General features: G+C 72.2%; 19 protein-coding genes. 10 read left to right on the forward strand and 9 right to left on the reverse strand.

Annotation, left to right across the window (positions count from 1 at the left end):
- Positions 1-29: 29 nt before the first annotated feature.
- Both dnaN and dnaA read right to left on the reverse strand, forming a co-directional pair.
- Complete coding sequence (gene dnaN / locus O7618_RS26275) at positions 30-1163, reverse strand: DNA polymerase III subunit beta (RefSeq protein WP_278108807.1); 1134 nt, start codon at positions 1161-1163, stop codon at positions 30-32.
- A gap of 795 nt (positions 1164-1958) precedes the next feature.
- Entirely contained in the window at positions 1959-3770 is a 1812-nt protein-coding gene (gene dnaA / locus O7618_RS26280) for a chromosomal replication initiator protein DnaA (RefSeq protein WP_278108808.1), read from the reverse strand.
- Between the two features lie 554 nt (positions 3771-4324).
- Here dnaA and rpmH point away from each other — a divergent pair.
- From rpmH to O7618_RS26325, 9 genes are all read left to right on the forward strand, one after another.
- A complete protein-coding gene (gene rpmH, locus O7618_RS26285; protein WP_091061882.1) occupies positions 4325-4462 on the forward strand; it encodes a 50S ribosomal protein L34 in 138 nt (45 codons plus the stop codon).
- Between the two features lie 34 nt (positions 4463-4496).
- Positions 4497-4913, forward strand: a complete 417-nt coding sequence (gene rnpA, locus O7618_RS26290) for a ribonuclease P protein component (protein WP_278108809.1) — start codon at positions 4497-4499, stop codon at positions 4911-4913.
- A 41-nt stretch (positions 4914-4954) separates the two neighbouring features.
- Positions 4955-5194: a membrane protein insertion efficiency factor YidD gene (gene yidD, locus O7618_RS26295; RefSeq protein WP_278108810.1), complete on the forward strand. Its 240-nt coding sequence runs from the start codon at positions 4955-4957 to the stop codon at positions 5192-5194.
- 3 nt (positions 5195-5197) lie between these two features.
- Positions 5198-6187, forward strand: a complete 990-nt coding sequence (gene yidC / locus O7618_RS26300; protein ID WP_278108811.1) for a membrane protein insertase YidC — start codon at positions 5198-5200, stop codon at positions 6185-6187.
- 217 nt (positions 6188-6404) lie between these two features.
- Entirely contained in the window at positions 6405-6980 is a 576-nt protein-coding gene (locus O7618_RS26305) for a R3H domain-containing nucleic acid-binding protein (protein WP_278108812.1), read from the forward strand.
- 362 nt (positions 6981-7342) lie between these two features.
- Positions 7343-8125 (forward strand): 16S rRNA (guanine(527)-N(7))-methyltransferase RsmG, encoded by a 783-nt coding sequence (gene rsmG, locus O7618_RS26310; RefSeq protein ID WP_278110154.1) that lies wholly within the window; start codon positions 7343-7345, stop codon positions 8123-8125.
- Between the two features lie 244 nt (positions 8126-8369).
- Complete coding sequence (locus tag O7618_RS26315; RefSeq protein WP_278108813.1) at positions 8370-9713, forward strand: AAA family ATPase; 1344 nt, start codon at positions 8370-8372, stop codon at positions 9711-9713.
- A gap of 27 nt (positions 9714-9740) precedes the next feature.
- Positions 9741-10778, forward strand: a complete 1038-nt coding sequence (locus O7618_RS26320) for a ParB/RepB/Spo0J family partition protein (RefSeq protein WP_278108814.1) — start codon at positions 9741-9743, stop codon at positions 10776-10778.
- Between the two features lie 1095 nt (positions 10779-11873).
- Positions 11874-12941: a hypothetical protein gene (locus O7618_RS26325; protein WP_278108815.1), complete on the forward strand. Its 1068-nt coding sequence runs from the start codon at positions 11874-11876 to the stop codon at positions 12939-12941.
- A gap of 1 nt (position 12942) precedes the next feature.
- Here O7618_RS26325 and O7618_RS26330 read toward each other — a convergent pair whose 3' ends face one another.
- Positions 12943-13944 carry a D-alanine--D-alanine ligase gene (locus O7618_RS26330; protein WP_278108816.1) on the reverse strand — a complete coding sequence of 334 codons (1002 nt, stop codon included), beginning with the start codon at positions 13942-13944 and terminating at the stop codon, positions 12943-12945.
- A gap of 7 nt (positions 13945-13951) precedes the next feature.
- Positions 13952-15265: a PLP-dependent aminotransferase family protein gene (locus O7618_RS26335; protein ID WP_278108817.1), complete on the reverse strand. Its 1314-nt coding sequence runs from the start codon at positions 15263-15265 to the stop codon at positions 13952-13954.
- A gap of 291 nt (positions 15266-15556) precedes the next feature.
- Between O7618_RS26335 and O7618_RS26340 the strand changes: the two genes are divergently transcribed.
- On the forward strand, positions 15557-16222 hold the full coding sequence (locus O7618_RS26340; protein ID WP_278108818.1) for a GNAT family N-acetyltransferase: 666 nt from the start codon (positions 15557-15559) through the stop codon (positions 16220-16222).
- 9 nt (positions 16223-16231) lie between these two features.
- Here the strand turns inward: O7618_RS26340 and O7618_RS26345 are convergent, their stop codons facing one another.
- The 5 genes from O7618_RS26345 to sigM all read right to left on the reverse strand — a co-directional run bounded on the left by O7618_RS26345 (position 16232) and on the right by sigM (position 20710).
- The gene (locus O7618_RS26345; protein ID WP_278108819.1) at positions 16232-17392 is read right to left on the reverse strand and encodes an N-acetylmuramoyl-L-alanine amidase; all 1161 of its coding nucleotides are present in this window, start codon (positions 17390-17392) and stop codon (positions 16232-16234) included.
- Between the two features lie 165 nt (positions 17393-17557).
- Positions 17558-17881 carry a thioredoxin gene (trxA, locus tag O7618_RS26350; protein WP_278108820.1) on the reverse strand — a complete coding sequence of 108 codons (324 nt, stop codon included), beginning with the start codon at positions 17879-17881 and terminating at the stop codon, positions 17558-17560.
- A 27-nt stretch (positions 17882-17908) separates the two neighbouring features.
- On the reverse strand, positions 17909-18862 hold the full coding sequence (gene trxB, locus O7618_RS26355; protein WP_278108821.1) for a thioredoxin-disulfide reductase: 954 nt from the start codon (positions 18860-18862) through the stop codon (positions 17909-17911).
- A 145-nt stretch (positions 18863-19007) separates the two neighbouring features.
- Positions 19008-19985, reverse strand: a complete 978-nt coding sequence (locus tag O7618_RS26360) for a hypothetical protein (RefSeq protein ID WP_278108822.1) — start codon at positions 19983-19985, stop codon at positions 19008-19010.
- Entirely contained in the window at positions 19982-20710 is a 729-nt protein-coding gene (sigM, locus tag O7618_RS26365; RefSeq protein ID WP_278108823.1) for an RNA polymerase sigma factor SigM, read from the reverse strand. The genes O7618_RS26360 and sigM overlap by 4 nt, the downstream gene beginning before the upstream one ends.
- Positions 20711-20749: the final 39 nt, after the last annotated feature.

Consider the following 20749-nt stretch of genomic DNA (forward strand, 5'->3'; position numbering starts at 1 on the left):
TCCGTACGTCAGGGTGGTGCTGCCTGCGATCAGCGGGAGACGCGGATCGGCATGATGAGGTACCGGTACCCCGGAATGACCTCGCCATCCTCGCCGGCCGGAGAAAGGACCGCGGGCTTGAACGCGTCGACGAAGCGCAGCAGGGCGTACTGGGCGCCCAGGTTGGCCAGGCCGTCGATCAGATACTGCGGGTTGAAGCCGATGGTGAGCGGGTCGCCGGTGAAGGTGGCCTCCATGGCCTCGCTGGCCCGGGCCTCCTCGGTGCCACCGGCCTCCACCACGAGGCCGTCGGAGCTGAAGCTGAGCAGCACCGGGGTGGTGCGCTCGGCGACCAGCGCCACCCGCTTGACCACCTCGATGAGGGTGGCGACCGCGACCCGGGCCTCGGCGTTGTGGTCGGCCGGGAACAGCGAGCGCACCGGCGGATAGTTGGCGCCGTCGAGCAGCCGGCTGGTGGTCCGACGGGTCCCGCCGGAGAAGCCGATCATGCCTTCGCCGGCGCCGCCGGCGGAGAGCGCCATGGTCACGTGACCGCCGAGCGGACCGAGCGCCTTCGCGGTGTCGTTGAGCGTGCGGGCCGGCACCAGCGCGTTGAGGCTGATCTCGGGATCCTCCGGGTTCCACTCCATCTCGCGCAGCGCGAGGCGGTAGCGGTCGGTGGCGAGCATGGCCATGGTGCTGCCGGACAGCTCGATCCGGACGCCGGTCATCATCGGCAGTGTCTCGTCGCGCCCGGCGGCCACGGCGACCTGGGACACGGCGGCGGCGAAGGCGGCGGCGTCGACGGTGCCGGCGCTCTCCGGCATCTCCGGCAGGGTCGGGTAGTCCTCCACCGGCATGGTGGGCAGCGTGAAGCGGGCGCTGCCGCAGACCAGCTCCAGGTGCGCGCCGACGGCGGCGATGTCGACCGGCTTGGCCGGCAGGGCTTTGGTGATCTCGGCGAGCAGCCGGCCGGAGACCAGGGCCGCGCCGTCCGCGTCACCCTGCACCTCGACGGTGACCTGGCTGGAGACCTCGTAGTCGAAGCCGGAGACCTGGAGGTTGCCGTCGGTCACCCGGAGCATCACCCCGGCCAGCACCGGCACGGAGGGTCGGTTGGGCAGGCTCTTGGCGGTCCACGCGACCGCCTCGGCGAGCGCGTCGCGCTCCACTCGGAACTTCATCAATGCCTCCGCGTCGACGTCAGCGACAACTCTCTCATGCCGACCGCTGCCACCCGCCCCGCCCGACCGTGCGGGTGCCCCTCGAACCTTAGGGCGCGAGGGCATCGGCTGTGCGCCCGACCCCGTTGCATCCAGGTGCCCGGGCGACTGCCGACGGCAGTGCTTCAGCCCGATCCACAGGAAGTCCAACGGTGATGATTGGTTTTTGTTGTTTAGAAGAGATAACTCATCGTCTTCATCGCACCTGTGCAAACTGTGGAGAACCCGCGTTCGCCCAGGTCAGACAGGTTATCCACCGGCGGTTTCGCTGTGGAGAACCAGGGGTACAACTCGCGTCCCGGTCCACAGCCGCCGCCGGCCGTGGGGTTTTCCACCGCTGTCCACCGGTTGTCCACCGGTTATCCACCGGGTTTCTCCCCAGTGCTGTGGACGGCTCGGACGACGCCGGCCGCCGTCGTCCCCAGAACCTTCAACAGGTCACCCACAGGCGAACCCTCGTCGGTGGACAACGCGAGCGTTGTCCCCAGGCATCCACAGGCTCGTCCCCAGGGTTTGTCCACAGTCTGTGGGTAACCGGCCAAGTGCAGACGGTGTTTATCCACTGCCTGTGACACAGGGGGTGTGGACAACCGGTACGAGTTGTGGACGAGCACGACACCGATCCTGGCCCCTCCAGCGGGTCGAGGGTCAAGCGGCGGGGTCCGCGACCGCCGACCGCCGTCCCCCAGCAACGAAAGAAACCCGGCCGGAGGCGTCCGGCCGGGCTGTCGTGACGGGTACGGGGAGACGAGCGTCTCAGGTGTTCTGCTTGATCCGGTTGGTCAGCTCGGCGATCTGGTTGTAGAGCGAGCGTCGCTCCGCCATCTGCTGACGGATCTTGCGGTCGGCATGCATCACCGTGGTGTGGTCGCGACCGCCGAACGCCTGCCCGATCCGGGGCAGCGACAGGTCGGTCAGCTCACGGCACAGATACATCGCCACCTGGCGGGCGTTCACCAGCACCCGCGACCGCGAGTGGCCGCGCAGGTCCTCCAGGCTCACCCCGAAGTACTCGGACGTCGAGGCCATGATCTGGTCGGCGTTGATCTCCGGGCCGGCGCCGTCCGGCATGAAGTCCCGCAGCACCTCCTCCGCCAGCGACAGCTCCACCGAGGAACGGGTGAGGCTGGCGAACGCGGTGACCCGGATCAGCGCGCCCTCCAGTTCCCGGATCGAGTTCGACACCCGGGAGGCGATGAACTCCAGCACGTCCGGCGGGGCGTACATCCGCTCCTGCGCTGCCTTCTTCTGCAGGATCGCGATCCGGGTCTCCAGGTCCGGCGGCTGGATGTCGGCCAGCAGCCCCCACTCGAACCGGGTCCGCATCCGGTCCTCCAGCGTGGCGAGCTGGCGTGGCGACCGGTCGGACGTGATCACGATCTGCTTGTTGGCGTTGTGCAGGGTGTTGAACGTGTGGAAGAACTCCTCCTGGGTCCGTTCCCGGTTCTCCAGGAACTGGATGTCGTCGATCAGGAGGATGTCCACGTCCCGGTAGCGGCGCTGGAACGCGCTCGTCTTGTCGTCCCGCAGCGAGTTGATGAAGTCGTTGGTGAACTCCTCGGTCGAGACGTACCGGACCGAGCGGGCGTTGCCGAGCGTGGTGGCGTAGTGCCCGATGGCGTGCAGCAGATGGGTCTTGCCCAACCCGGAGTGGCCGTAGATGAACAGCGGGTTGTACGCCTTGGCCGGTGACTCGGCCACCGCCACGCTCGCCGCGTGGGCGAACCGGTTGGACGAGCCGATGACGAACGTCTCGAACATGTACTTCGGGTTGAGCCGGTTGCCGCCGGTCTCCGCCCCGCCGGGCAGCCGCCGGTCGCCCTGGCCGCCGGGACGGTGGTGGTCGAGCGCGCCGCGGCCGGGGCCGTTGTCCGTCGCGCCGTCCCGGGGCAGGCCACGCAGGGGCGGGGTGTCGACCGGCCCGGGTGCCTCCCGGTAGCGCGGCTCGTAGCCGCCGGCGGACGTGGACTGCTCGGCACCGGGACGCTCGTCGAAGGCACGGCGTTCGGGGGCGGCGCGGAGCGGCTCGGCGAAGGCGGCGCCGAAGAGCGTGTCCTGCGCGTCCCGCCCCGCCGGGATCAGGTGCGGCCGCCCGCCGTCCGTGTTCCGCTGCCGCGGAGCGGGCTCCTCCGCCTCGTGCTCCGGCCGTGGCTCGGCGTACCCCGGTTCGGGGCGGGGGGTGGGAAAGGCCGCCGGCGCCGGGCCGACCCGGTCGAACCCGGGCAGCAGGTCGGCCGGGCCGCTCGGCTCGGGCAGCGGCTCCGGACCGCTGCGGTAGACCGTGCCGGCCGGTCGACCGGCCGGGTCCTCGGGGGCCCGCACGGTGACGGCCACCTGGATGTCGCGGCCGAGTCGGCGGCTCAACGCCTCGGTGATGGCCGGGCGGAGCCGGGACTCGATCACGTCCCGGGTGAAGGCATCCGGCACGGAGAGCAACGCGGTGTCCTCGACGATCGCCCGCAGCCGGGTGAGGCGCAGGTACGCGCGCTGCTGGGCGGAGATGATCTCGTCGGCGAGTTCCTCGGTGGCCGCCGCCCACACCGCGGCAAGGTCTGTCGCTCCGGTCACGTCGTGCCACCCCCCTCGCCTGATCCGCACGCCCGCCCGGACGGCTGACCGGTCGTCATCCACAAGTTATCCACAGCCTGTGTGTACCGACCGATTGTGGCCGCCCACCGGACGCGGGTCGGACCTGCCCCCTGGATTCGTGGAGGCGCTGAAGCGGGTTCACCGTGCCGAACGATTCAACAGCTTGTCCGGTCTTGCCGGTCGGCGACAAACCTGGACCCCCGACGCCGACCGCAATCGCGCACGCTAACAGCGGGGACCCCACGCCATCAACCGTCGACACCCACCGGGCGTCGACGACATCAGTGAAATCCGCCCCTTCGGTCGCGGTCCCGGCGCAGGTCGGGGGCCGGAGTGGGAGGTTTGACGGTCATTGCGGCCCTGCGTAGGCTGGAGCGGATGCTCTCTCGCCCTCTGCTAGGGTGATAGATGCTCGCTGTCCGTGGCCATTCGCCGGGGCAGCGTCGATCGGAGGTCACCGTCGAGGTGATCTGGACCAGCACAGGACCCCGGGCGATCCGCCGCGCGGGGCGTACCACAACGGAGAGCCTGACGTGAGCAAGCGCACCTACCAGCCGAACAACCGCCGGCGCGCGAAGACCCACGGCTTCCGGCTGCGCATGCGCACCCGTGCCGGCCGCGCCATCCTTTCGACCCGTCGCGCCAAGGGCCGCACCCGCCTGGCGGCCTGAGGCCGTCGGGTCCGGTACGGGGACGTGGGCAGTCGTGCTGGCCGCCGCACAGCGACTGCGGCGCAGTAGCGACTTCGCCGCAGCGGTTCGCGGTGGCCGACGCGTCGGCCGCGGCGCCGTCGTGGTCCACCTGACGCTCCCGGAGCCGGCCGGCGCCGACGCCGTGACACCCTCGCCGGAGCCGGCGCGGATCAGCGGTGCGGAGAACCCCGCACCTCGCCGCGCCGGCTTCGTCGTGTCCAAGGCCGTCGGCGGCGCGGTCGTCCGTAACAAGGTCCGCCGCCGGCTCCGGCACCTGGTGCGGGAGCGTCTGGTCGAGCTGCCCGCCGGGGCCACCCTGGTCGTACGCGCCCTTCCGCCGTCTGCCGACGCGACGTACGCGCGGCTCGGGGCCGACCTGGACGCCGCCCTGACCGCCGCACGGGCTCCCCGGGGACGGCGGTCGCGGTGAACGGCGGGACCGCGACTCCGTCGCCGACTACCGGTGCCCGCATGCTGCTGGCACCCATCATCGCGTACCGTCGGTGGATAAGTCCGGCACTGCCGGCCCGCTGTCGGTTCTACCCGTCGTGCAGTGCCTACGCCGTGGAGGCGGTGTCCCGGCACGGTGCGCCACGGGGGGCCTGGCTGACGGTCCGGCGGCTGTCGCGCTGCCACCCCTTTCACCCAGGTGGACACGACCCGGTGCCGGAGCCGGGCGGTCACCGCCGTGCCGACGTGACTGGAGCCTGAGAATTGAGTCTCGACTGGATCTACTACGCGATCTCGTGGATCCTGCTGACCTGGCACTCGGCCTGGGACGCCATCGGGGTGCCGGTCGGCGCGGTCATCGGCACCAACTGGGCCTGGATCCTCGCCATCATCTTCCTGGTGGTGACGGTCCGGGTGATCCTGTTCCCGGTCTTCGTCAAGCAGATCAAGTCCCAGCGGGCCATGCAGGCGCTCCAGCCGAAGGTGAAGGAGCTCCAGGAGAAGCACAAGGGTGACCGGGAGACGCTCCAGAAGGAAATGATGGAGCTCTACCGGAAGGAAAAGGCCAACCCGCTGATGGGCTGCCTTCCGATGTTCCTCCAGATTCCCGTCTTCCTGGGCCTGTTCCACACGCTCAAGCGGCTCAACCCGGAGAACGGCGGCAAGACCCTCTACGGCTGGACCGTCGAGCAGTTCAACAGCGCCTCCAGCGCGAAGCTCTTCACCGCCCCCATCTCCGGCCGGTTCGGCTCCACCGCCGCCGACCTGGCGCCGCTGGGCGCGAACACCGGCACGGTGAAGGTGATCGCCGGCGTGCTGGTGCTCATCATGATCGCCACGACCTACCTGACCAGCCGGCAGATGATCCTCAAGACCGGCTGGGCGGAGGACCCGCAGCAGCGCATGGTGCAGCGCCTGATGCTCTACGGCATCCCGGTCTCGCTGCTGGTCTCCGGCTCGATCTTCCCGATCGGCGTGATCATCTACTGGGTCACCAACAACCTCTTCACGCTCGGCCAGCAGCAGTGGGTGCTGCGGAAGTTCCCGCCGCTGGTGCCGCCGAAGAAGACCGCCACGGCCACCGGCGGCAAGAGCCCGGTCCAGCCGGCCAAGACCGGCCTGCTCGGCCGCAAGACCGCCCAGCCCGTCGCCAAGGCGCCGGCCGCCGCGCCGAAGGTGGCCGGTCCGAAGCCGGGCGCCAAGCCGGTCAACCCGAAGAAGGCCGGTAACCGCCCCGCCAAGCGACAGGGCTGAGCACCCCGGGCCACCGCCGCGACCGGCGGTGGCCCGTCCGGTCACCGAGCTGCCGTCCGAGGGACAGGCGCCGGGCCGGAACCGCCGCGCACCGCGCGGTCACGGGCGAGACTGGCCCGTACGGACGTGCCCGAGAGGCATCCGGCGAACCTCCCGCCGGCTCCCGGGAGACCAGCGGACCTCGACGGTCCGGCCGAGCGAGTACGGAGATGAGACCGTGACCGACACCAGCATCCCCAGCGCCGACCAGTCCGTGGACGAGGAGACCTCGGCCCCCACCGAGACCGGTGAGGGCACGTCCGAGCCCCGGGAGAAGAAGGCCCCGGCCGACAGCGACCTGTTCCGGCAGAGCGAGATCGCCGCCGACTACGTCGAGGGCCTGCTGGACATCCTCGACTACGACGGCGACATCGACGAGCTGGTCTCCGGCGGCCGGCCGGTGGTCGAGGTGGTCGGCTCCCGCCTGCAGAGCCTGGTGGGCCAGCGCGGCGCCACCCTGGAGGCGCTCCAGGAGCTGACCCGCCTGGCGGTCTTCCGGCAGACCGGGACGCCCAGCCGCCTGCTGCTCGACGTCGGTGGCTACCGGGCCGCCCGGCGCAAGGAACTGGCCGCGGTCGCCAAGAACGCGGTCGAGAAGGTCAAGGAGCACGGCGAGGCGGTCCGCCTGGAGCCGATGTCCGCGTTCGAGCGTAAGTGCGTGCACGACGTGGTCAACGCGATGAGCGGCGTGGAGAGCGAGTCGGAGGGCGTCGAGCCGAACCGCCGCATCGTCGTCCGGCCGGTGGCGGACTGAGGTCAGTGGCTTCCGACGACCCGACGGCGGACGCCGTGACCGGCCCGGGTGGCACGCCGCCCGGGCCGTCGGCTGTGCGCGCCGATCCGATCTTCTCCGACGAGGAACACCCGGCCGACCCGGCGCACCCGTCCTCGGCCGTTCCCGACCCGGACTTCTCGGGTGCGGGGTCGGTGGACGCGCTGGGGGTCGAGCCGGCCGCTGCCCCGGTGACGCCGGCCTTCTCCGGTGAGCCGTCAACGGACGCCGCCCCCGTCGACTCGGACGTGCCGGTCGGCGCGGCCGACCCGTGCTTCGCCGAGCCGGACGCCGTGGCCGAGCCGGCGTTCGCCGAGCCGGGGACCGTCGCCGACACGTCCGTCGTGGCGGGTGCGGCAGGCCCGGCGACCGGTGCCCGGCCCGATCCGGCCGACGCGTCCCTGCCGCCCGAGCTGGCGGAGGCCGCGCAGTCGCTCTTCGGCGATCGGCTGGACCTCGCCGCCGCGTACGCCGAGCTGCTTGCCACCGAGGGGGTGGTCCGCGGTCTGATCGGGCCCCGCGAGACGCCCCGGCTCTGGGAGCGGCACCTGCTCAACTGCGCGGTGGTGGCGGAACGGATCCCGGAGGGGGCCAGCGTGATCGACGTCGGGTCCGGGGCCGGGCTGCCAGGGATGGTGCTGGCCATCGCCCGACCCGATCTCTCCGTGACGCTTGTCGAACCGCTCGCCCGGCGAGTCTCCTTCCTGGTCGAGGCGGTGGAACGCCTCGGTCTCACCCGGTCGGTCCGGGTGTTCCGGGGGCGGGCCGAGGAAGCGGCGGCCGGGTCGCGGGACCGCGATCCCCTGAGCGCCGACGTCGTCACCGCGCGCGCCGTGGCCCCGCTCGACCGGCTCGCCACCTGGTGCCTGCCATTGCTCGTGCGGGGTGGACGACTGCTCGCGCTCAAAGGCGCGTCCGCGGCCGAGGAGATCACCGAACACGCCGACGCCGTGGGCCGGCTCGGCGGCGGCGAGCCGGAACTGCACAGGTGCGGCAACGGGCTCGTCGAGCCCGCCACCACCGTGGTCGAGGTGGTCCGGGAGCGGGTGGTCAACCAGCCCAAGCCGAAGGGGCCGAAGCGTTCACGCGGCGGCCGCCGGCGCGGCGGCCGGAATCGGGATCGCTGACCCGCCAAGCCTTCCGTCGCCGTCCGCCGGTCGTTGGACCGGAGGGGACGTGACCGGATCGATCACAACCCGACATGGACCCGCCGCGCCCGTCGGCCGTAGGCTGACCGCGCGTCGATAGTGTGGAGCGGTGGTGGCGGGCGGCACCCGACCCCGACCGTTCCCGCCGGGCCGGTGACGCCGCGCGAAGCGGGGCCCGACTGGCGGGTGCGGACCGACCATCCGGAGCGGGCAGGGATGACAGGTGCATGACGACGGTAGGTACGACGATCCTCGGCTGACCGGGGCCGCCGGGAGACCACCCGGCGATCCCGTTTCACGTGAAACCAGCTATCAGGAGTGGGCGGTGAACGATCCCCGTGACGCATCCCCGCACCCCGCCGGCCCGACCCCACGGCCCGACACCTCGTCGACGGGCGCCGTGCGTCCGGTCTCGTCCGCGCCGGCGAACGTCCCGCCGGTGCGTGACCCGCACGACCCGAGTGACGGCCCGGTGAACGCCCCGACCCCCCGGCCGCTGGCCGCCCGCGCCAACGCCGCCGTCCCCGCACGCTTCGAGCCGCAGAGCCCGGTCTCCGCCGTGCCGCACCAGACCGGTGCCGCCGCCGTCGAGACGACGACGCCACCGGCCGACACGCCACCCGTTGCCGGGTACGCGGACGAGGCCACCGCCGACCCGTACGTTTCACGTGAAACCCCGACGCGCGAAGAGGATGACCCACCGTTGGCTATGGAGGCGATGCGCGCCGTGCAGATCCTGAATCCCAGTGGCGAGGTTTCCATGCCCCGTCCTGACCGGACCCGGGTGATGTGCGTCGCCAACCAGAAGGGTGGCGTGGGCAAGACCACCACCACCGTGAACCTCGCGGTGGCGCTCGCGCTGCACGGCAACCGCGTGCTCGTGGTCGACCTGGACCCCCAGGGCAACGCGTCCACGGGTCTCAACGTCCCGCACCACACCGGCGTGCCGGACGTCTACGACTGCCTGATCGACAGCGTGCCGCTCGCCGAGGTCGCCCAGGCGGTCGAGGGCATCCCCAACCTGTGGTGCGTGCCGGCCACCATAGATCTGGCCGGCGCCGAGATCGAGCTGGTCTCGGTGGTCGCCCGGGAGTCCCGCCTGTCGCGCGCCATCGAGGCGTATCCGGGGCACTTCGACTACGTCTTCATCGACTGCCCGCCCTCGCTCGGCCTGCTGACCGTCAACGCCCTGGTCGCCGCGCAGGAGGTGCTCATCCCGATCCAGTGCGAGTACTACGCGCTGGAGGGCCTCAACCAGTTGATAAACAACATCAACCTGGTGCGGCAGCACCTGAACCCGAAGCTCGAGGTCTCCACCATCCTGCTGACCATGTACGACAGGCGTACCCGGCTGGCCGACGCGGTGGAGCAGGACGTGCGGAACCACTTCGGCGACAAGGTCCTCCAGGCCGTCATCCCCCGCAACGTGCGGGTCTCCGAGGCGCCGAGCTACGGCCAGTCGGTGATGACCTACGATCCCGGTTCGCGGGGTGCCACGAGCTACTTCGAGGCCGCCCAGGAGATCGCTGAGCGAGGGGTCAAGGAGCCGGTGAGCCGGAATGCGTAGCACGGAGAAGTTGTTGGGAGGCGTCGCATGAAGAACCGTCCCCGCGGCGGCCTGGGCCGAGGGCTCGGCGCCCTCATCCCCACCGGCCCCCCGCCGGACGCGGTCCCGGCGGGTGCCGAGACGGAAGCCGCGCCCACGGCTGCCTCCCCGGCTCCTCCCACCACCGGCGCGTCCGCTGCCGTGACCGGGGCGGTCGGCGTCGGCGCGCCGCCGGTCGAACCGGAGATCGAACTGAGCCCGGTGCCCGGCGCGCGCTTCGCCGAGATCTCGGTCGACGCCATCGTGCCCAACCCGAAGCAGCCCCGGCACGTCTTCGACGAGGAGGCGCTGGAGGAGCTGAAGACCTCGATCCAGGAGGTCGGCTTCCTCCAGCCGATCGTGGTGCGGCAGCTCGACGGCGAGAAGTACGAACTCGTCATGGGTGAGCGGCGTTGGCGTGCCGCCCAGGCGGTCGGCCGGGAGAGCATCCCCGCCATCGTCCGGGACACCAAGGACGACGCGATGCTTCGGGATGCCCTCCTGGAGAACATCCACCGCGCCAACCTGAACCCGCTCGAAGAGGCCGCGGCCTACCAGCAACTGCTGGAGGAGTTCGGGGCCACCCACGAAGAGTTGGCCCGCCGGATCGGGCGCAGCCGGCCGCAGATCTCCAACACCATCCGGTTGATGAATCTCCCCGCCGTGGTGCAGCGGCGGGTCGCCGCGGGTGTCCTCTCCGCCGGTCACGCGCGGGCGCTGCTGAGCCTCGACGACGCCGAGGCGCAGGAGAAGCTCGCTACGCGGATCGTCGCCGAGGGTATCTCCGTACGTGGCACCGAGGAACTGGTGGCTCTGGCGCTCGCTGACGGGCCGGCGAAGGCCCCTGCCGCGAAGCGGCGCACCAAGGCGCACGCGCCGGCCCTCTCCGATCTCGCCGACCGGCTCTCCGACCGGTTCGACACCCGGGTGAAGGTCGACATCGGCCGGAGCAAGGGCAAGATCACGATCGAGTTCGCGACGGTCGACGACCTGGAACGGATCGTCGGCATCATCGGGGTCACCGAGGAGGAACAGCTCACGGAGTGACCCTGTGAGGATTCGTTCCGGCCGCACCGCGTTGAGTGGTGCGGCCGGTTTCGTTTCCTGGCGACTTTCGGTGAGCCCGCTCCCCGCTCCGATCGTCGGTTTCACGTGAAACGGGCGGCAGGTGCGCAGGAGTGCGCTACCGGCAGCCGGGTTCGGGGCTGCGCCTCCCCGGCCGTGCTTCCGGACCTGAGCCCCATCCGTGCTTCCGCACGCATCGCGCTGCACCCTCTCGGTGCCGCGTTCGAAGGCGCGTCAGTGTGGCAGCCACCGGCACGCGCCGCACTGCCGAGCGCGAGACGCCTGCCCGGGGATGCATTCTGCCCCTCCTGCCGGCGTCTGAGCCGCTGTGATCGGTCGGAGGTGGCAAAGCCTGGCCGTCGGGCCCTGATCGATCTCCTGGCCTCTCAGCGGCGGTTCCGGGGTGCAGATCTAACCCCGGCAGCGCCGGCGAACGTCCGCTGCCGCAGGAGCCGCCAGCTCTACCGAGGAGGCAGGCTGTGACCGCGAGGATGACACAGGTCGTCGTGGCCCGCCCGGCGAGGACGCCCACCCCTCGCCGGGCGCAGCCGCACGAGGACTGGTGCCGCCGGAAGGGTGCACGTCTTGCCTCGGCTGACATGCCTCACCGGCGCGGAAGAGACCCGCGGTCACCGCTCCGACGGGGTGCCCGGGCTGATCGGCTCCGCTGCCGATGCCATACGGAAGTTGGCACCACCGTTTCACGTGAAACCGGCACCGCTGCCGCGACCGCGCGGGCACCGGGATCCACGCCATCTGTTTCACGTGAAACGGGGGGACGGGACGCCTGCGGTGCGGGTGTCACTTTCCCGCGCCGGAAGAGGTGCGGAGTGAGGACTCGCTCGTTGTGTAGAAGGGGCCGGCGGCCCATGCAAGTTATCCACAGCGGTTGTCCACAGGGTCGCACCGTTTCACGTGAAACAAGCGGTGGAAACCGTTGCTGAGCTGTGGATGACGCGCTGTGGTGGTGATCTCGGCACCCTGTGGACAACGCGGTGGACAACGCGGCGACGGCGGTGGATCCCACCCGGAACACGGGTAGGGACAGGCGTCGCCAACTCGGTTAGGGTCAGCGTCGTGCAGGACACCCCTCCCTCAGTCCCTGACTTCACCCAGTGGCCCTCCTTCCCGTTCGAGGGCGAGATCCGCGTCAAGCAGCTCGACGATCCCGTGCCGGTCGAGCCTCCCCGTCGGGGCGAGGCGGACCGGGAGTGCACCGCCTGCAACGCCCCCGACGAGGCGTACATCTGGGTCGGTGAGCGGTGGCGGGTTCGCACCATGGACCGGCCCACCGGGCTGCCCATGGTCCTGATCCTGGAGTCCCGCTCCCACCTCGACCTCGGCGACCTGCCGAACCTGCTCGCCGCCGAGCTGGGCGTGATGACCGTCCGCCTGGAGCGGGCCATCCGCTCGCTGGACGGCGTGGCCCGGGTGCACGTCAACCGGTGGGGCGACGGCTCCGCGCACCTGCACATGTGGTTCCTGGCCCGGCCCTACGGGCGGCTGCAACTGCGGGGCACGTTCCTGTCGCTGTGGGACTCGATCCTGCCGCCCATCTCCGAGGAACAGTGGCGGGAGAATCTGGCCATGGTGGCCGCCTGGCTCGCCGAATTCGGCGGCCGGCCCCTCGCCGAGCCGCCACGTATCCGGTGGCAGGCGCCGTCCAGCCTCTCCTCGCCGTCACCGGCGAGCGAGGTCGAGGAGCCCGAGGAGGAGTCCGCGTCGGTGATCGAGGCCGCGGACGAGATTCCGGAGGCCGAGCCGGCGGAGGAGAACGATGCCGAGCCGAGCCGCACGGCTGCCGTCGAGCCGAGCCGCACGGCCGTCGAGGCGTCCGACGCCGGCGAGGTCCACGCGACCGGCGACATCGGCTCCACGGACCACGGCGACGCCGACCCGAGCCACGACGCCGACCCGAGCCACGACGCCGACCCGGGGGGCGACGATGGCCCGGGGGGCGACGCCGGACGTGTGACGGACGATGCGGAGCCGGACTCCGGCGCGACCTCGACCGGTGCCACCGGGCGGACCGACGCGGGTCGGCGTGGTGACGGTGGTCGCGCGGAAGCCGGCGAGGACGTGACGTCGGTCAGCGAGGCGGACGGTGCCACGCCGACCGGCGGGCGTGCGGGCGCTGCCGGCTGAGTCAGCCTCGCGGGCGTCGGGCGGCGGCCCGGCCGACCAGCGTGCCCAGCACGCGACCGAAGTCGAGCCCGGCCGCCTGGATGGCCAGCGGCAGCAGCGAGGTTTCCGTCATTCCGGGGGAGACGTTGACCTCCAGCACGTGCGGCCGGCCCTCCGCGTCGACGATCAGGTCGACGCGGGACACGTCCCGCAGGCCGAGTGCGGAGTGCGCGGCGAGCGCCACCTCGGTCACCCGCGCGGTGGTGGCGACGTCGAGCCGGGCCGGCGCGTGCCAGGTGGTGCGCCCGGCGGTGTAGCGGGCGGCGTAGTCGTAGACGCCGTTGCGGGGCACGATCTCGACCGGGGGCAGGGCCTGCGGGCCCTCGCCCAGGTCGAGCACGGAGACCGCCACGTCCATCCCGGGCACGTAACGCTCCACGAGCGCCGTCTGGTCGTACGCGAAGCAGCCGACCATCGCGGCCGGCAGTGACGCGGCCTCCCGGACCACGGCGGCGCCGAGGCCGGAACCGCCCTGCGCCGGCTTGACCATCAGCGGCAGCCCGAGCCGGTCGACGATCCGGTCCAGAACGGCGACGGCGCCCAGTTCGGAGAAGCGGTCGTGCGGCAGCGCCACCCAGTCGGGCGTGGGAATGCCGGCCTCGCGAAGCACCGCCTTGGCCGACGGCTTGTCCCAGGCGAGCCGGGACGAACGGGCGTCGCAGCCGACGTAGGGCACGTCGCAGAGGTCGAGCACGCCGCGCAGTGAGCCGTCCTCGCCGGTGGCCCCGTGCAGGGCGATCACCACCGCGTCCGGCGGGTCGGCGGTCAACGCGGGCAGCAGCGCGACGTCGGCGTCCCGCAACTCCGCCTCCATCCCGACCGCACGCAACGCGTCGAGCACGCGGCGGCCGGAGCGGAGTGAGACGTCCCGCTCGTAGGAGAGACCGCCGGCGAGCACCAGCACGCGCAACTCGTCGGTGGAGGATCCGGTCACGGGTGGTTCTGCGGCAGGGCTGACGGCCATGCGGGCATCATGCCAAGTCAGGGCCGGGCGTGTCGGAGCCGCCCTGTCGACGGCGCGGACCGGTGCCCCCGATCGCCCCGAACACCTTCCGCATGGCGATCTCCTGCTCCATCACCCCGGCCAGCCGACGGACGCCCTCGCGGATCCGCTCCGGCGGCGGGAAGGAGAAGTTGAGGCGCATGTTCCCGGTGCCCGTCCCGTCGGCGTAGAAGCCGGTCCCCGGCACGTACGCCACCCGCGCGGCGACGGCCCGCGGCATCATCGCCTTGGCGTCGAGCCCGTCCGGGAGGGTGGCCCAGACGAAGAGACCACCGGTCGGGGTGGTCCAGGTGGTGCCCTCCGGCATCAGGTCGGCCATCGCGTCGAGCAGCGCGTCCCGACGCTCGCGGTAGACCTCCCGGTAGGTCTTGAGCTGCTCCTGCCAGGGCATGGTGGCGAGGTACGTCGAGACGGCGGCCTGCGCGAAACCGCTCGGGCAGAGGATCTGTGCCTCGCTGGCGATGACCAGCTTGTCGCGGACCGCGTGCGGGGCGAGGATCCAGCCCACCCGCAGGCCGGGGGCGAACGTCTTGGAGAAGGTGCTCAGGTAGAAGACCCCGTCGCGCCGCCGGGCCCGCAGCGGCGCCGGGGCCTCGCCCTCGAAACCGAGCTGACCGTACGGGTCGTCCTCCACCACCAGCAGGCCGGCGCGCTCGCAGATGTCGAGCACCCGTTCGCGCCGCTCCTCGCTCAACGTCACGCCGGCCGGGTTCTGGTAGGTCGGGATGGTGTAGAGGAACTTCACCCGCCGGCCGGCCCGGGCCAGGTCGGCGATCGCCACCTCCAGCGCCTCCGGGATCAGGCCCTGGTCGTCCATCGGCACGTGGGTCACCTGCGCCTGGGCGGCCTGGAACACCCCGAGCGCGCCGACGTACGTCGGGCCTTCGGCGAGCACCACGTCCCCCGGGTCCAGGAAGAGGCGGGCCACCAGGTCGAGCGCCTGCTGACCGCCGACGGTGACCACCACGTCCTCCGGGGAGGCGCCGCAGGACGCGTCGATCCCGGAGAGGGCCATCACCTCGCAGATCCGCTCGCGCAGCTCCAGGGTGCCCTGGCCGATGCCGTACTGGAGGGTGGTGTTGCCGTGCTCGGCGCCGAGGCGGCCGAGCATCTCGCCGACCGCGTCGAGCGGCAGAGCGGCGATGTAGGGCGCCCCCCCGGCGAGCGACACCACCTCCGGCCGGCTGGCCACCGCGAAGAGCGCCCGGATCTCGGAGGCGGTCATCCCCCGCACACGCCTGGCGTACCGGTCGGTGTAGTCGTCGAGTGTCGTGCCGGTCATGACATCACCTCGATCGGGTGTCGGCGGGGCTGCCGCCCGGTGTGGTACCCGCGATGCCGGCGTCCAATGGCGGCGCGCGGCCGATTGGTCGATGGTAGTCCCTGGTGACCGCCGCGGAACCCGCCGTGTGGACACGTCCACATCCCGGGCCGCCGGTCCATCGGCCGGGTGGGGGTCCGCGCGTCCTCTCCCGCACCGGCAGGCAGGGGCGTACGATCGCTCGTCGGGAGCAGGAGGGCGGCGGGACACCGCGGTGGCCGACGCTCCGAGACTGTTTGGTGGGGTGCGCTCATGTCGCGACGTCTGGTCAGTCTGACCCTGGACACCCTGGAGGACCTCCCCCGATCCTGCCGGCGGTGCGTCTACTGGGAGCTGGATCCGGTCTCCGCGGAGCGGGCCTGCGCGGCCGGCGACCCGGGGCTGGAGAAGGAGGCATGGGTCTCCCAGACGCTGCTCGAGTGGGGTTCCTGCGGCAAGCTGGTCTACGTCGACGGCGCGCCCGCCGGCTACGTCATGTACGCCCCGCCGGCGTACGTCCCGCGTTCCATGGCGTTCCCCACCTCGCCGGTCTCGGCGGACGCCGCGTTGTTGACGACCGCGCACGTGGTGCCCGCGTTCGCCGACGGCGGCCTGGGCCGGATGCTGGTGCAGGGCGTCGCGCGCGACCTCACCAAGCGGGGCATCAAGGCGATCGAGGCGTTCGGCGACGCCAAGTTCGGCGACGACGCGGACGACCCCAACCGGGCCTGCCTCGCGCCGGCCGACTTCTTCCTGTCGGTGGGCTTCAAGACGGTCCGGCCGCACCCCCGCTACCCGCGCCTGCGCCTGGAGCTGCGCACGGCGCTGAGCTGGAAGTCCGACGTCGAGTACGCGCTGGAGAAGCTGCTCGGCTCGATGAGCCCGGAGACGCTGCTGCGCCCGGTCCGGCCGGCGCCGGCCACCCGCTCGATCGGCTGAGTGACCGGGTCAGTCGACGACGGTCCCGGCGGCCACGATCGCCCGTAGCTCACTCACGTCGATCGAGCCGGTCGGCACGTCCCGCTCGATCGGCAAGTACATCCGCTGCACCCCGGCCACGATCGCCTCGACCACCCGGTCCCGGAACCGGGGGTCGACCAGCCGGCCCCGATCCAGCGGAGAGGTCAGGTAGCCCACCTCGACGCGGACCGCGGGCATCCGGGTGAGACGGAGCAGGTCCCACGCCTTGGCGTGGGTGCGGCAGTCGCGTAGCCCGGTGCGGGCCACGATCTCCCGCTGCACCAGCCCGGCCAGGCGTTCCCCGGTGGCCGAGGTGACGCCGTTGTCGGTGCCGTAGTGGTAGGTGGCGACCCCGTCGGCCTCCGGGTTGACATGCCCGTCGGTGTGCAGGGAGATGAACACGTCCGCGCCGAGCGAGTTGGCGAGCTGGGCCCGGTCCGCGTCCGGTAGGCAGGTCAGCGGCGACGGGCCGCGGGTCAGCTGGACCCGTACGCCGGCCGCCGCGAGCCGGCCCTCCAACCGGCTGGCCAAGTCGTGCACGAGATCCGCCTCGGTCCAGCGCAGCGCGCCGTCGGGCATCACGACGCCCGGATCGGTGCCGCCGTGACCCGGGTCGATCACCACGGTCCGGCCGACAAGCGTCGGCCCGGCCTGGCGGATGGCGTCGGACTCGCGTAGCCACTGCGGTCGCCCGCCGACCACCTTGCGCCCGAGGCGTCGCAGCGCGTTGACGGTGTGCGGACCGCATGCCCCGTCCGGCTTGAGCCCCATCTCGCGTTGGAACTGGGCCACCGCGCGGGAGGTGCGAACGCCGTAGATGGCGTCCGCGCGGCCGACGTCGTAGCCCATCTCGAGCAGGCGTTCCTGGAGGGAGCGTACGTCCTCGCCGGTCAGCGGCTCGCCGACGGCGTGGTAGAGGGGACGGGCGCCGAACCGCCAGCGGGCCGCGTCGAGTGCCCGCCAGGTCTCCGCACCGACACGTCCGTCGACGCTCAGGCCGCGCGACTGCTGGAAGGCGCGGACCGCGCGTTCCGTCTGGGCGTCGTAGTCGTCGGCCCGGCCGTCGGCGGGAAGGAGTTCCAGGCCGGCGAGGACGGTGCGGATCTCGGCCACCGCGGGGCCCCGGTCACCGGGTCGGATCGGACGCACGACGACCCCCTCTGCTCGGAAGCTGGTGGACCGGAACTCCGACGGACGCCTACGGAGCGTACCGTGACCGGTCACCCACCGGGTTCGTGTTCGCGCAGGTCAGGAAAGCCGGAACCCCCGTCACCCGGGTGGGGTGACGGGGGTTCCGGTGATGTCGGGACGGCCTCAGAGCGCCGACTCGATGAGCTTGACCAGCTCGCCCTTCGGCTTGGCGCCGGCGATCGACTGCACCGGCTCGCCGTTCCTGAAGATGGTGAGCGTCGGCACGGACATCACCCGGTAGGTGCGCGCCGTCTCGGGGTTCTCGTCGATGTTGAGCTTGACGATGGTGACCTGGTCGCTCATCTCGCCGGCGATCTCCTCCAGCAGCGGCGAGACCTTGCGGCACGGACCGCACCACTCCGCCCAGAAGTCGACCAGAACCGGCTTGTCGGACTTCAGCACGTCGCTCGCGAAGCTCGCGTCCGTGACCGCCTTGGTTGCTCCCACTGTGACCCCTTCTCCTCGTGAAAATTCTCAGCCGTGCAGGGTGGCGATGAACCGCTCGGCGTCCAGCGCCGCGGCGCATCCGGTGCCGGCGGCCGTGATGGCCTGCCGGTAGGTGTGGTCGACCACGTCGCCGGCGGCGAACACGCCCGGCACGTTGGTGCGGGTGCTGGGCGCCTGGACCTTGACGTAACCCTCGTCGTCCATCTCGACCTGACCACGGAACAGCTCGCTGCGCGGGTCGTGGCCGATCGCCACGAAGACGCCGGTGACGTCGAGCACCTTGTTCTCGCCGGTGTGCACGTCGCGCACGCGTACGCCGCTGACCTTGCCGTCGTCGCCGAGGATCTCCTCGACCGTGGTGTTCCACTCGACCTTGATCTTCTCGTTGCCGAGCGCGCGCTCCGCCATGATCTTGCTGGCCCGGAACGAGTCGCGGCGGTGGATGATCGTCACCGACTCGGCGAAGCGGGTGAGGAAGCTCGCCTCCTCCATGGCCGAGTCACCGCCGCCGACCACCACGATGTGCTGGTTGCGGAAGAAGAAGCCGTCACAGGTGGCGCAGGACGACACGCCGTGGCCGAGGTATTCCTGCTCGCCCGGCACGCCGAGCGGGCGCCACGCCGAGCCGGTGGAGAGGATCACGGCCCGGGCCCGGTAGGCGGTCTCGCCCACCCAGACGGTGCTCACCGCGTCGGAGCCGATCTCACCGGTGTCCTTCAGCTCGACCCGGGTCACGTCGTCGGTGAGGAACTCGGCACCGAACCGTTCGGCCTGCTTGCGCATGTTGTCCATCAGCTCGGGGCCGAGGATGCCGTCGGCGAAGCCGGGGAAGTTCTCCACCTCGGTCGTGGTCATCAGCGCGCCACCGGACTGCACGCCCTCGATCACCAACGGCTTGAGGTTGGCGCGTGCCGCGTAGACCGCAGCGGTGTAACCGGCCGGCCCGGAGCCGATGATGATCAGGTTGCGGACCTCGTCCACTGCGTCTCCCGATGTGTGTGTTCGTCACCGGCGCGCAGGGCCGGCGCCTGACTTGCAGAACGTCATCGTACGAAGCGGGGATTCCCGGGCCGGTCATCCGGTGGGTCACGTCACGTGGCGGGACAGGCCCGGGGTGACCGCGGTTTCACCCTACCCGCGTGCGGAACCGGGTGTCCGCGCCGGACCCGGGTACGCCGCATTCCGGCCCGCTGACCCAGCCCCAACGGGTGCCGCGGGCGTCGGAGAACGTCACCACCAGCGCCGGGGCGCCCTGGAACCGGGCGTAGTCGACCAGGTCGACGGTGAGCGGGGTGGCACCGTGCTCGGTGCCGATCGCGGTCAGGCAGGCGGCCAGCGCCTCGGGGCGGTCGAGCCGGTCCAGCCCTCCGGGCGCGCTCAGCCGGTTCTTGTCGGTGGCGGAGAACGGGGTCTCCCGGCCGCCGTCCGACGCGCCCGACGGCCCGGCCATGTCCGGCTGGGCCGGGCCCTTGGTGGCAGCACCGACGCCCGGGGCGAAGCGTTCCGGGGTCCAGTCCGTGCCGCTGCGCACCGCCGGTCCGGTGGTGCGGTACGGCGCGCCGGCGGCCGGTGCGGCCTCCCCGGCGGCCCGGTCGGCCGGGGTGCTGCTGTAGCCGCCCGCGTTCGTCAACCAGCTGACGCCGAGCCCCGCCGCGGCGACCGAGGCCGCGGCCAGGGCCACCGGGCCGGCGATCCGGCCCCAGCGCCGGGACCGTCGTCCCGGGCCGGTGTGCCGCTCGGCGCGGGACGCCGGGCCGGGTGCGCCGGTCGCCCGGGCGGGTTGCGCCGGCACGGTGGCCGCCGTCACCTCGCGACGGTCGGCCGTATGGTCGGGAACCGCCGCGGGACCGGCACCGGCGAGCGCCGCGGTGATCCGGTCGGTGACCGCCACCGGCAGTTCCGGGGCGGGTTCCGCGGCCCAGGCGGCCAGGTCGGCGTGGACCAGGCTCGTCGCCCGGGCCAGCGCCTCGTAGGCCTCGGCCCAGGCCCGGTCCCGCTCGACCAGTCGGGCCACGGTGGCCTGCTCGGGGGTGCCCTCCAGCGCCCCGCCGAGGTAGTCGGCGAGCAGGTCGTGGTCGACCTCGCTGAGCGGGCGGGGACTCACGGCTCCTCCTGGCTGGCGTCCGGTCGGGCGCGTCCCGACGAGGATCCGACGCCCTCGGGCGGCCGGCGGTTCCCCACCGTGACCCGCGGCACGTCCGTCGGGTCGTCCGAGCCCGTACGCAGGTGGCCGAGGACCACGGCGAGCCGGGCGCGGCCGCGGGCGCACCGGCTCTTCACGGTGCCCTCGGCGACGTCGAGGATCCGGGCCACCTCGGCCACCGGGTAGCCCTGCACGTCGACCAGGACCAGCGCCGCCCGCTGCTCGGCCGGCAGGGCCGCGAGCGCCTGCCGGACCACCAGCGCGGTGTCGTGGTCGTGGGTGGGCGCGGCGGGTTCGACCCCGCCGGTGTGCCGACCGGGCTCCCCGTCGTCGTGCACCCCGTCCGGCAGCGGGACGGTGGCGTGGGTCTGCCGTCGCCGCATCCGGTCCAGGCACGCGTTCACCACGATGCGGTGCAGCCAGGTGGTGACCGCCGAGTCGCCCCGGAAGCGCGCGGCGGCGCGGTGCGCCGACAGCATCGCGTCCTGGAGCGCGTCAGCCGCGTCCTCGCGGTCGCCGATCGTCCGCAGGGCCACCGCCCAGAGCCGGTCGCGGTGCCGGTGGAACAGCTCGGTGAAGGCGTCCCGGTCGCCCGCGACGTGGGCCCGGAGCAGCTCCAGGTCGGACCCGGCCGGCGGTCCGTCGCCGGGCGCCGGGCCGGAGGTACGCGCGCCGGAGCCCGCCATCACCACGCCCGGGGGAGGTGGTGACGGGGGTACGGCGGG

Origin of the sequence: Micromonospora sp. WMMD980 (genome assembly GCF_029626035.1) — a bacterium.
In the GTDB taxonomy this organism is placed as follows: Bacteria; Actinomycetota; Actinomycetes; order Mycobacteriales; family Micromonosporaceae; genus Micromonospora.